Origin of the sequence: Bathymodiolus thermophilus thioautotrophic gill symbiont, from assembly GCF_003711265.1 — a bacterium.
In the GTDB taxonomy this organism is placed as follows: domain Bacteria; phylum Pseudomonadota; class Gammaproteobacteria; order PS1; family Pseudothioglobaceae; genus Thiodubiliella.
On sequence record NZ_CP024634.1, the window covers coordinates 1,857,278 to 1,871,443 of the forward strand.

The 14,166-nt window shown below is 36.7% G+C and carries 5 protein-coding genes; all 5 read left to right on the forward strand.

What is annotated here, in order from left to right; translation table 11 throughout:
• Window positions 1–17 precede the first annotated feature (17 nt).
• The 5 genes from MS2017_RS06495 (at window position 18) to MS2017_RS06510 (ending at window position 14,035) form a co-directional block, all read left to right on the forward strand.
• A complete protein-coding gene (locus MS2017_RS06495; protein ID WP_241156913.1) occupies window positions 18–1,769 on the forward strand; it encodes an LTA synthase family protein in 1,752 nt (583 codons plus the stop codon).
• A complete protein-coding gene (waaF, locus tag MS2017_RS06500; protein WP_206423653.1) occupies window positions 1,769–2,710 on the forward strand; it encodes a lipopolysaccharide heptosyltransferase II in 942 nt (313 codons plus the stop codon). The genes MS2017_RS06495 and waaF overlap by 1 nt, the downstream gene beginning before the upstream one ends.
• 233 nt (window positions 2,711–2,943) lie before the next feature.
• Entirely contained in the window at window positions 2,944–6,645 is a 3,702-nt protein-coding gene (locus tag MS2017_RS06505) for an nSTAND3 domain-containing NTPase (RefSeq protein WP_122951667.1), read from the forward strand.
• 198 nt (window positions 6,646–6,843) lie between these two features.
• Window positions 6,844–7,005 carry a hypothetical protein gene (locus tag MS2017_RS11325; RefSeq protein WP_164707643.1) on the forward strand — a complete coding sequence of 54 codons (162 nt, stop codon included), beginning with the start codon at window positions 6,844–6,846 and terminating at the stop codon, window positions 7,003–7,005.
• A 241-nt stretch (window positions 7,006–7,246) separates the two neighbouring features.
• Complete coding sequence (locus tag MS2017_RS06510; RefSeq protein WP_122951668.1) at window positions 7,247–14,035, forward strand: SwmB domain-containing protein; 6,789 nt, start codon at window positions 7,247–7,249, stop codon at window positions 14,033–14,035.
• Window positions 14,036–14,166: the final 131 nt, after the last annotated feature.

The following is a 14,166-nucleotide window of genomic DNA, read 5'->3' on the forward strand; positions in this document are numbered from 1 at the left end:
TTGTATATGGGATCAAAATGGACACCATATTGGCGTTAATGCTACTGGTGCCATTGCTTTTTCTATTAACGCTTGCACCGAAAGTATTGGCAAAATTTGTTGATAAGTTATTGGGCTATTATTTCTTAATAGTCCTTATGTTAGTTATCTTTATAGAGAGCGCCACTTTCCCATTTTTTGCACAATATGACATCCGTCCAAATTATTTATTTGTTGAATATTTGGAACATATTCGTGAAGTCAGTTCAATGCTAATAGCAGATTATAAAATGGTTTTCTTAGCCACTTCTGTCGTTATGTTTATTGTGGCTCGTGCGTATTTAAAGCAAGCACAGCAGCAGTTTTTATGCTGTTTTGATTGGCCTTATATTAAAAGAGTTGCATTGCTTTTGCCGTTGTTTTTAATATTTTTAATTGGCATAAGGTCTTCATTTGGACACCGCCCTGCCAATCTTTCTGATGCCCTATATTCGCCAAACAGAATCCTTAATGAAGTGACTAAAAATTCGTTATACAGCATCTTATACGCCATTTATTCCAATAAGCATGATGGTAGCATTAAACGCTATGGATCGATGAAAATTGACGATGCCATCCAGCGCGTCAAACACAGGCTTAATATTCAAAATACTCATCCAAAATATATTTTTAACCGCACTGTTGGCACGCATTTCAAGCAGAATAAGAATAAGAATTTGGTGATTTTTATCCAAGAAAGCATTGGCGCTCAATTTGTTGCAGCCGTCGGCGGGGAAGACGGCATCACCCCTCATTTTAATCAATTGGCGAATAATGGTCTTTTGTTTACGGATGCATATTCAAATGGCACCAGAAGTATCAGGGGACTAGCCGGGTTGGTTGCAGGGAATTTTTCCATTCCGGGCAAAGGCGTACTTAAAAGAAACAAATCGCAACAAGATTTTTTCACAATGGCATCCTTGTTAAAATCTCATCAGTACGAAACTGTATTTTTATATGGCGGCGAGTCTCGATTTGACAATATGAAAAGTTGGTTTTCTGGCAATGGATTTGACCGCATTATCGAGCAAAATGATTTTGCTAATCCAAAATATGTAGGGTCGTGGGGCGTAAGCGATGAAGATTTGGTCATTAAAGCCAATCAAGAATTCAAAAAATACCATGACCAAGGTCAAAAATTTGCAGCCGTTATGTTCTCCACTTCCAATCACGCACCCTTTGATTTTCCTGAGGATAAAATCGATTTAATTGAGGGCGTTGCCGTTAAAAGCGTTAAAAATGCCATTAAATACGCCGATTATGCCATAGGTCAATTCATCAAACTGGCTCAAAAAGAGGATTATTACAAAGACACTATTTTTGTCATTGCCGCCGATCATGATGTTCGAGTTTATGGCGACGACTTAGTACCTGTCAATCATTTTCACATTCCCGCCTTAATTTTTGGACAAGGCGTACCGACAACAACCTACGACAAAATTAGCACACAGCCAGATATTTTGGCAACGGCGTTGGATTTAATGGGCATAGAAGGTTTAAGCCACCCTATTCAAGGGCATTCAATTTTTTCTGATAAAAAACAAAATGTCACACTAATGCAATTTAACGATTCTTACGCCTTAAGACAAGATGACACAGTTGCAGTCATCAGACCCAACAAAAAACCCCTAACATTTCTTTATAAAAACGGACAACTAAACGCCACAACACACGACAAAACACTTGAACAAGACGCACTCGCTTTTGTCATAACATTAGATTATTTATACAACAACACATTGCATCAATAATGCGCAAACTATTAATAGAAATCCCAACTTGGCTAGGCGATTGCGTAATGGCAACATCCGCCATTGAAAACATCATCAAACAACAACCCGATGTCCAAATAACCATTTTTGGCTCTAAAATTTCCACCGAAATTTTCAAACACCACCCACAAGTAAAGCGCATTGTCGTTGACACCAGCAGAGAACAAAAACATCGCCTTTATTATTTATACAAAACCGCCAAACAATTAGGAAAATTTGATTGCACCCTATCCTTCAGACGCACCATAACCAGCAAACTATTTGTCCTTTTCACCAATGCAACCCGCAAAGGAAACTATAAACGCTACAACAAAAAACCCACACACCAAGTCAATCGATACAACGACTTTGTCAACACGATTTTAAATACAAACAACAGCCCCGCAAAATTAGTCATCCACCCCAACCCAACAAAACCACCCAAACCTAATAAAAAAATCCTAGGCATCAACCCCGGCGCCTCATACGGTAGCGCCAAACGCTGGTACCCCACTGAGTTCGCCAAAGTAGCAAGCGCCCTATCCAACCAATACGATATCATTATTTTCGGCAGCAACAAAGAAACAGACATCGCCCAAGACATAGAAAAATCACTCCTCAAAATGGGCGTTACCAATTACCAAAACCTTGCAGGTAAAACCAACATTGCCCAATTAATTGAACACATCTCTCAACTCAATCTATTCATCACCGGCGACAGCGGCCCCATGCATGTAGCCGCCGCCTTTCAAATCCCCACCCTCGCAATCTTTGGCCCCACCAAAGACAATGAAACCGCTCAATGGAAAAACAAAAAAAGCACCATCATCAAAAAAAACCTTGAATGCCAACCCTGCATGCAACGCACCTGCCCCTTAGGACATCACGATTGCATGAAGCAAATCAAAGCCGAGCAAGTGCTTGAGGAAATAGTCTTTTAATCCAGTTGTATTCGCTATTTTTAAACTAAAAACTGTGGTTGTGTGGAAAGTTATGCATTTCTAAGTGGGGTTTGGGAACGAGGGTTAAGGCTTTAAAGAGTTGACAGAAATTTTAAAGTGGTAAAATGAAAACTGATTTTGCGCCAAATTACAATATTTCGCAAAATTATAATGACAAATTTAGTTTTAATTCACCCCTTGCCTTGATAACCTTTAATAATTATTAAAAAAAAATGTCAAAAATCAACCAAATAGAAACATCATTAAAAGAAATTGATGCAACAACTTTTCATAAACTAATGGATGCTTACTTGGTAAAAAAGTACGCATACCCCATAACTTCAAATGGTACAAAATTAGGAGAAGATAAACCAACAACTGGCACACCCGATAGTTATGCAAGTCTAGACAATGGTGATTATATATTTGCAGAATATACGACTCAAAAAGCTAGTGTTGCAAATAAGTTTTTAAAAGATTTGGATAAATGTTTTAAGGAAGAAAAAACAGGTATCCCTATAAATAAAATTAAAAAAATAATACTTGCTTGTAATTCAGATTTAAACCCTAGTGAAGTTAAAAAATTATATGACAAATGTGAGGAACAAGATATTGATTGCACGGTTTTAGGAAACTCAACAATTGCCAATGATCTATCTTGTAAATACCCAAGTATAGCAAAAGATTATCTAAATATAGAAATTGACACAGGGCAAATATTAGACTACAGTAATTTTATAGAAAATTACAATTCAAGCAAGTTTTCCACCCCTTTAAACACTCTGCTCTTATGCAGGAAAGAGGAATTTGACACCCTATGTGCAGATATTGAAAATTTAGCCATAGTATTGATAACAGGTGTTGCAGGCATAGGAAAGACTAAGTTAGCACTTGAAGTTTGTAAAAAATATTCTCGAAAAAACAATGTTCAGTTTAAAACTATCCTTAATAAAGGTGTGAATATTTTTGACGATATAAAGACATACTTTAATGAAAATGAGTCTTATCTTATTTTAATTGATGATGTAAATAGAGCTTATAAAGCCTTAGAGTATATTCAAGAATATTTTGGAGAAAAACTTACAAATGGTAGTATTAAGATAGTTGCCACTGTAAGAGATTATGCGAAAAATCAAATTTTACAAAAAATACCTTCAAAATTAAATCCTTCCGAATTTGAGCTGAAAGCATTAAGCGATAACTCTATTAAAAAAATTGTAGAAGATGAATGTGAAATTCATAACTCTGCCTATCTTGAAAGAATTACTGACATATCAAAAGGAAATCCTCGTTTAGCTTTAATGGCTTCATCTATAGCAAAAGAAAAGAATAATTTAGACTCTTTATACGATGTTACATCGCTATACGATGAATACTTTTCAACTATAAAACAAGATTTAGAGGTTTTTAACCAAAATAATTTTTTATTAATTATTGCAATTGTTTCGTTCTTTAGAGTTGTGGACAGACACAATCAAGAACAATGCGAATTAATTAAAACTACTTTTAACATATCAGTAAATGATTCTTGGAAGGATATTGAGAAACTACATGAACTTGAAATATTTGATTTGTACGAAAATGAAGTTGTAAAAATATCAGACCAAATCTTATCTACATATCTATTTTACAAAATAGTATTTGTTGATAAAAAAATATCAATTGATATTTTTTTGGAAAGCCTTTTTTTGCAATATAAAGCAGAATTTAAAGATATTATTAGCCCTATTTTAAATACTTTCGATTTTCAATATATTATTGATGCACTCAAAGAACCTGTCAATAAAATATGGGACAAATATTCCAATGATGAGCAAAATTTATATCATATAATGGATGCTTTTTGGTATTTAAAACAAACAGATATTCTACTTTACTTTAAGAAAAAAATTACAAGCATTAATAAAGAGGTATTTGATGTAAATTCTCTTAATTTTTGGAATAAAGAAAATACAGATATTTTAAATGATGAAATACTAAAACAACTTGTAGTTTTTAAAGACACTCAATCTGTAAAAATTGCCACTGAACTTATTTTATCTTATTTCGAAAAAAGACCATCTAAATTATCGGCAGTACTGCAAATTTTAGCTAATGAATATGGCTTTAAACATGAAATTTATCAGTATAAATACGAAAAAGAAAACACTTTACTGGAAACTATTTGGGTAGAGTGCAATAAGGGAGGAAACGAACTTATTTGTAAGTTGTTTATTCAAATATGTAGAGAGCTTCTTAAAGTAGAATTTAAGGACAACCAGTTTACAACAACCTTTAAATTAATGGAGACAAATGAGCTGAAAGAAATTAGAAATAATATGTTTAGATATTTATCTATTCTATATGAAGATGATAAATATCAAAACGATATTATACGATTAATTAGAAGCTATCCATCTGGAATGGGTTACATGCATGAAGTTTCTAAAGTAGAACAATGGGACAAAAAAAATATTATACAGTTCATTCAAACTCACTTTGACCCCAACATTTATGAACATGTAAAAGCCGTTAATGAGTGTTTAGATGGATTTGACAGACATAAGATTTCATATGAATTAGACATTCGTAATAAATTTCAACATCCAATATATGAATTAGAAAAGATCATGATGCTAGATTCATGGGATGAGTTCGATAAAACTAAAAAGAAGAAGTTGGCAAAATTAATTGAAAATTATGATTTGCCTGATTGGGAATTGTTTTTTGATCAATGTCACATACTCTTTAATAGCAACAAAGAGGGCGAGTATGAATTTGGAAATAATTTAAGAGATCTATTTCGTATATTAGCCAAAAAAAATCAATCGCTATACATCCAAGTACTTGAAAAATACCTTGAGTTATCCAATCCATTCAATATTTCTATTAACCTTGTAGACTTAGTTACTATACTGGGAAAAGAACAATCTTATGAATTCTTAAAAAAACACTCTTACAATTGCAAAAACTCTTGGCTATTTAGTTTTTTTCAAATGCTGCCAAATGATTTAACTAATGAGGGTGACATTGAAGAAATACTAACTCTTTACCAAAAATCTGAACAACAGTTTATACCATATCATACAAAATTTTTAGAAAAGTACCTTTCTATTGAGCCAGATATTTTTATTAAAATTACTCGTATTTTAATAAATAGAGAAAACAGTGAAGGCAGTCTGTTTATAAATGGAATTGCAACAATCTTTAATTCGAATATAGATGAATCTCAACATTTAGAGAAGTATTTTAAAAATGATTTAGAGTTATTGAAACAGGCTTATTTGTTATGCTTAAATAAGCAAGGTCGTTTTGATTATAATTCAGTTTCCTTAAATGAACTTGTTACTTTAGACGGCTCTTTTCTAAAGAGATTTATTCACAAAATATTTGAAAAAGAGATTGTTAGTTCGCATGACATAAATATTGATTTGAAAATATTTTGGTCAAGAGATGATTTTAAAACGGTTTTCTTCAATATATTGGAAATAATTTTCAATATTTCTAAATCTAAAAAAATATGGCGAAGTGGTGAAATATTAAAGAACTTCCTGAATAGCCCGCAGGAAGGAGAAGACATTAAAAATAAAATAGATTGCATTATAAAAAAATATATTACTAAATTTTCAAAAGATGAGGGCAGAATGGTATTTATTTTTGAATTTATTAGTAATCTTTCACTTGAAAATAGAAAAAATTTTATATTCTATTTTTTACAAGAAAATGATTCGTATGAACTTTTTAAAAAACTCTCACTTAAACCTAGTTTTTCTATATTTTCAGGTAGTCGTGTTCCATCTTTACAAAAAGATAAGGATTTTTATAAATCATTACTTAATAATCTATCGTCAATAAAATTTTTAAAGCACAATCGGTATTTGGAGCAGAAAATTTCACATATTGAACAACAAATAAAGTTTGAAAAGAAAAGGGACTTTATGAGTCCATTAAATTAAGCCGTTACAACCCTGTCATTCCTCACTCCCAAGTTCCACTTGGAAATACAGATGTATATTTAGTTCATTTGTTACGCATTTTTTTGTTTAGTTTAAAGAGTTTGAAATAGGAAAAATTAAATTATTGCCTAAAACTGTTGAGGCTTTATATTAAACGATATTTTAGATTTTTATATAAAAAGAGACCTTTGCATAAATATGAATAACCATCAAGCATCCACTTTTCACCCACTTGATAATTTTTTAAACCCAGCCTTGGCCCTGCTAGGACAAGGTTTAAGAAAATTACCAAGTGGGCAAAAATTGAATTTTGCTAATCATCCATATTTATGCAAAGGTCTCAAAAAATATCAAGAATGAATTAAACATAGAAACTATGCGTTACAAAAGATTGTCGCTGTATAATATGGAGATGATATTTTTGTATAAATAGCCATCAAAATCCACTTTTTTTACTACTCGGAAATTTTTTAAACTCAGTCTTAGTTCTGCTATGACAAAGTTTAATGAAATCATCAATTTGGCAAAAATTGAATTTCACTAATCCTCTTTACAAAGATCTTAATGTAAAGATAATAACAACAAAGAATCAGGAGGAAACATGCAAGCCAAAACATCGAAGGAAGTCACAATATTACAAAACAAAGCGCAAAAACTCGCCGACAAACTTAATGAAGAGATTGTTACTATTACCAGAGATACCCAACACATCCAAGTTCAAGTAGGCACAGTTTATCAATTAAACATCGAAGATTTTGATGCTAAAAAGTTAAACCTAATTGCCAAAAAAGTCGGCGATGACTTGGAGGTGGTACTAGAAGAAGGTACTGTTGTTTTCGATAACTATTTTGCTGTTTGTGCAACCGATTTATCTTGCTTAGTCTCTCTTCCTGCTGAAGATGGTGAGCTGTATCATGTTATTGCTGATACTTTCTTCACTTTAGAAGATGGCACTCAAGTTGTGTACTTTTATGGCGAACACTCTATTGTTTCTACAGAATCTAGTGCAACAAGTGCAGACAACAACCAAAGTTTTATGGATGTTGTTAATTCGAATATAGCAATTGTGGCCGCAGTTGTAGTTGCAGCTGTTGTGGTTGCTAGTAGTGGTAGTGGCAATAGTGATGGCGATAGCGATAGCGATGGTAACAGTAACTTTTTTGTCACACTTATGGCGGGTCCGGTATTGGACAACACAGGCATCAAAATTGCTGCTTATGACAAAGATGGAAAGTTGATAGCCGAAGGCGAAAAACAAGCAGATGGTCGTTATAAGTTCGATAAGAGCAAAATAACTGGCATTGTTATCTTTAAAGCATACGACACCGATGATGCTGTTGATTATCAAGATGAAAAAGGCAATAAAATGGATTTAGACATTGCCTTATTAGCAGTGACTAACACAGAAGGTAAAAGTGTAGCGGCAATCACCGTGTTAACCACAATAGCCGCAAAACAAGCAGGTATTACAGACGATGGCAAGGCTGAGGCTGGTGGCGTTACAGTTTCTTCAACTCCATTAACTGAAACAATAGTCAATGCAAAAAACGAAGGCGTTGGCAAGGCATTTGGCGTTAATGACATTATTAGCATCCCTAAAGCTATAATTGACAAAAACGGTAAAGTTACTCAGGATGCTGATAACTATGGTCAAGTTTTGGCGGCAGTTTCTGGTGTAGGTACGATTAAAGATGTTGTTGAAAAATACGATACCATAGGTGAATGGGATACTGCAACACAAAACGACGGTACTTTTAAGGATGCGGTAAAACAAGAATTTGTTAATGGCGCTGCCAAAGTAGTGACGAACAATGATGAGATTAATGATATTGCTTTAAATGCAGTATTAACAGGCAATGGCAGTATTACAGCACAAGTATTTATTACTATCACTAGCAATAAAACAGGCATTGCAGGCAATGAAGTTACCTTTACATTTACATTTAGTAATGCACTGGCAAATCTATCGGATTTTACTGTTAGCGACATTGGCATTACTGGTGGCACTGTGGCTAGTTCATTTAAAACGGGCGCAACGACTACTGTTTATCAATTAGTTGTTACCCCAAATGCCAATACAGAAGGCAACATAATAATAAGTGTTGATGCCAAACTGAGTAAATACACCTCGGCAATAAACTTTACTCAAGCCTACGATGTTAAAGCCCCAACCACTCCAGAAAATTTAGTATTGGCAACCAATGACGACACAGGTCTCAGTGATAGCGATAACATAACCAACAAAACCACTGTAACTATTACTGGTAAAGCAGAAGCAGGTTCAATGGTAGAGTTGTTTAACGGCAACACTTCGTTAGGCGAAAAAATCACTGCTGATAGTAACGGAAATTTCAGTAAAACAGTTACTTTAGCGGCAAACGCAACAACAAATATTACCGCCAAAGCAACCGATGCTATTGGTAACACAAGTGTTGCTTCTAGCGCTTTGTTAGTGAGCGTGGATACTACAGATCCTACTTTCACCAGTGGCAACACAGGCGCAAGTGTTGTCAATCAAATCAACCCTGTTTATAATGCAGAAGTTGACGACGGCGATACCAGTGTTAAATATACACTTAGAACAGCCGATTTACTTAAATTTAACATTAATGCAGATAGCGGTATCGTTACTTATAAAACCGCCCCAAGTGCGATTACCGCCACACTAGACAACATTGTCATCACTGCTACTGACATCGCAGGCAATAGCCAAACCCACAATGTAGCAATAGCGATAGTGAACAATCCATTGGTCATTATTACCAGTAACAAGCCTAATGGCACCAATGGTGCATTTGAACTAACCTTTACCTTTACTGAAAAAGTAAACGGTTTTGAACTGAGCGACATTGTCTTTACAGGTGCAGGCACGAATGATGCAAACATCAGCAAAGGCACTTTAACAACCGCCTCTTCAGGGGCTAATCAAAATAAAGTTTTCACCTTAATGGTCACCCCAGAAACCGCACTCACAGATGGCGACATTACCGTTGATGTCGCTGCCAATGTAGCAACAAGTGCAACTTCCAATCAAGCCAATATTGTCGCCGCTCAACTTATCCAAAAATTTGACGAGACCAAGCCAGCGACACCAAACGCTATATTAACAGACAGCGGTAGCAATACAACAGACGGTATTACCAATGATGCTACCATCAGTGTGCCTGCTAATACAGAAACCAATGCAACGGTAGAATACAAAATTAACGAGGGTGCTTGGCATCAAATCTACACCAAACCCACAACAGGTGGCACCTACACAGTGAAAGTAAGGCAAACAGACAGAGCAGGCAATGTTTCCGACGAACAGTCTATTGTCTTTACACTAGACACCACAATACCAATAGTTAACACAACAACCATCACTGCAACAAACGCTACTGGTACTGCCAAGACTGATGTACTGGGTGTGGGTGATAAAGTCATTGTTACTGTTACCCTGAGTGAAATTGTTGTGGTAACTGGCACACCTACTTATACTATTAATGTGGGTGGTGTGAACAAAGCCGCTATTTACTCAAGTTCTTCTAGTGATACTTTGGTATTTAGTTATACCATTGTTGCTGGTGATAACGACTCTGCTGGTGGTATTACTGCTGGCGTTAATGCATTGCTCTTAGCAGGTAGCACTCTTAAAGATAAGGCTGGTCATGACGCTGTTCTAACAACACCTGCTGTTACAGATAATGGCAGTAAAGCACAATGGGCGACTGGCGCTAGTGCTAGCAGTCAATCTAATTCTGCTAATTATGGGGCTAATGAAGCAATTGGTGCACCCGATTCATCATTAAATCTTGATGACAATGAAGCGCAAGTCGGTAATTCATGGTCAGAAAATTGGGATGACAGATCAAAAATAAACACACTTACTTTAACTTACGATACTGCGGTTTTTATTCAGAAAATTGTTGTTAGAGAAACATATAAAACAGGTGCCATTAAAACAGTAGAAGTATTTAAAGACGGCAATTTTGAAACGGTTTACACTAAATCAGGAGCAACTGAAACGGGTGGCAAAATGGAAGGTGTTGTTGCAGGCAAGGTTAGTGATACAGAAATTATACTTGACAATATACTGAGTTATAAATCAGAAAAAATTCGTATTAGCGTTGGTAGTGATGGTGTATCTGAATCTAATTTGATTGATGCAGTTCAATTGATAGGACTCATGGGGCTTGCTGTTGATACTACTGCACCTATACTTTTTAGTGCCATTATCAATGATAAGACCTTGGTACTTACCTATGATGAATCTTTAGACGCTACCCATGTGCCTATACTTGAAGACTTTGCCCTGAATGTAAATGGTAGTGTTATTGAGAATGCCTTTGAAGGTAATATCGTGATTAACGCTAAGACTATTACTTTGACTTTAACGAACGCCATTGCCATTGGTGCCTCTTCCATACTGCTTAATTATGTTGATTCTACAGGCAATGACACCAATACTATTCGAGATACGGCAGGCAATAGAGCTGCAAGGATAACCGGCCAAAGTGTTGAGAATAACATTGTTGCCGACACCACTGCACCTATATTTACCAGTGCTGCTGTTGATGACACGACCTTAGTCCTTACCTATAACGAAGTCTTAGACGCTGGCAATATACCTGCGACTAGCGCTTTTACCCTTGAAGTGGATGGCAATACTGTTGTGGATGCTTTTACAGGTGTTGCCGTGGTTGATGCCATGGCCAAGACTGTTACCCTAACTTTAGCAAGTGCTGTTATTAACGGTGCCACTGTACGGATTAGTTATATTGATACCACTACAGGTGATGACACTAGCGCCATTCAAGATACAGCAGGCAATGATGCAGCAAGCATTAGCAACAAAAATGTTGTTAATAACACACCTTTTGCTGTTGATTTAGATCCTGCGACAGGCATTCAAATCAGTAGTTCAGTAGCAAGTAGTGCAACAAAAATTGCAATAGGTGTCGCCTTTGATGCAGATATTGCAGATGCCACCAGTGCGGTTATTAAATCTATTAAAGTTATATTGGGTGGCACTGGTTTGAATACCACACATGACAAATTAGTACTAGACAACGACATTGCATTAAATAGCGATATTACCAAAGTAACAGGCAAAACCATTGGCACGGTAACAGGCTTAGAATACACTTACACAAAGACTTCTCAAACCTTGCTCATCAGTAAAACCACAGATACTTTTACGGCTATTGAGGTGGCAAAAGTGGTGGAGGCCATCAAACTTAAAAATATTGATGCGGATTCTCAACTTGGTATTAGAACCGCTACCATTACTTATACAGATACTGCTGGCAATGAGTCAAACTCAGCGATTGCTTCGTTAGAAGTGGCGGCGCCTCGTGGCTTTATTCTCAATGGTGAGATGGCTAACGACCAAAGTAGCTATTCACTCTCCAACGCAGGCGATGTGAATGGTGATGGCTTGGATGATTTGATTATTGGTACTCCTAATGCCACTCCAGATGGCAGGATAAATGCAGGTAAATCCTATGTCGTGTTTGGTAAAACCACAGGCGCCGCTATTGATCTAAGTGCTATTACCTCTGGCACAGGAGGCTTTGTTATTAATGGTGAGACAGGGCGTACTCCGGGTGGCTTTGATGATGATTCTGATCACAGTGGCTTTTCAGTCTCCAGCGCAGGCGATATGAATGGTGATGGCTTGGATGATTTAATTGTTGTCGCTGATAATTTGTATGATTTTGAAAAAAAACCCTATGTCATCTTTGGCACAACCAGCACCACAGCAATTAACCTATCCACCATTGCCAATAGCACAAAGGGCTTTACTATTGTCAGCGATTCAGTAAATGATTCTGGTCAAATGGTAGTCTCTAGCACAGGCGATGTGAATGGCGATGGTTTGGATGATTTGATTATTGGTATTCAAAGTGCTGATCCAGACAATAGGAGTCGTGCAGGTAAATCCTATGTCGTGTTTGGTAAAACCACAGGCACAGTTGTCGATCTAAACATTATAGCCTCTGGCACAGGGGGCTTTGTTATTAATGGTGAGGTGGCGAATGATAGGAGTGGTAGCTCAGTCTCTAACGCAGGCGATGTGAATGGTGATGGCTTGGATGATTTGATTATTGGCGCTAACTATGCTAGTGACTACAAAGGAAAAACCTATGTGGTCTTTGGCACAACTGACACCACAGCAATTGAGTTATCTGCTATTGCCAGTGGCACAGGAGGTTTTGTTATTAATGGTAAGGCAGAAAAAGGCTATAGCGGTACTTCGGTCTCCAGTGCAGGCGATGTGAATGGTGATGGCTTGGACGATTTGCTTGTTGGTGCTCATATTACCGATTCAAATGGTAAATCAAATGCAGGTAATTCCTATGTCGTCTTTGGCACAACCAACACCACGGCAATTGATCTATCTGCTATTGCCAGTGGCACAGGGGGCTTTGTTATTAAAGGCGAGTCAGTGGATGATAGAAGTGGCTTTTCAGTCTCCGGTGCAGGCGATGTGAATGGCGATGGCTTGGATGATTTGCTTGTTGGTGCTTATTATGCCAATAATCAAAAAGGAAAAACCTATGTGGTTTTTGGCACAGCCGACACCACAGCAATTGACCTATCTGCTATTGTCAGTGGCACAGGAGGCTTTGTCATTCATGGTGAAACAGCAGGGGACGAAAGTGGCGCTTCAGTCTCCGGCGCAGGCGATGTGAATGGCGACGGCTTAGATGATTTGCTTATTAGTGGTACTTATGCCGATCCAAATGGTAAATCAGGCGCAGGTAAATCCTATGTCGTGTTTGGCAAAACCGATACCGAAGCTATTGACTTAACCAAACTTAGTGGCAACTCAAAATACGCTATCGATTATCTCGGCAATGAAAACGCCAATACCCTTACAGGCACCAATAGCAACGAAATCTTCGTTGCTGATGCAGACAATGACATACTGATAGGTAACGGCGGTATGGATGTCTTTAACGCAGGATCAGGCGATGACACCATTATCATTAATGCCAGTAACATCGCCGCATTGGCACAAATGGGTGCAGGTAACCGCTCTCGTGTGGATGGTGGTGGTAATACTGACACACTAAAATTAGACGGCAGTGATTTAACCCTAGATTTAACCAACATCAGTAACAGACGCATTCAAGATATTGAAGTAATTGACATCACTGGTTCAGGTAATAACACTTTAAAACTTAATCTTAATGACTTGCTAGACAGCTCTAGCGCCACCAATATCCTAAAAGTAATCGGCAATTCAGGTGACAAAGTTGATATAACAGTTGACAGCACTCACTTTATCAAAGGCGCTGGCATCACACAAGACAGCATTCAATACGATGTGTATGCTCACAGCCGTGCCGATAGCGATGCTCATGCTGCACTTTGGGTTCAACAGGATGTTAGTATTATTTGATAAAATAAAAACCACAGCGAGGTTTTTATGTCAATAGTTGACCCTTGAAAACCACTTGGCCACTACTTGATTTGTCATAATAACAAGTAAACCAATTTTTGGTAAGGTGGCGCTTTTTTTTGGTCGTTTTG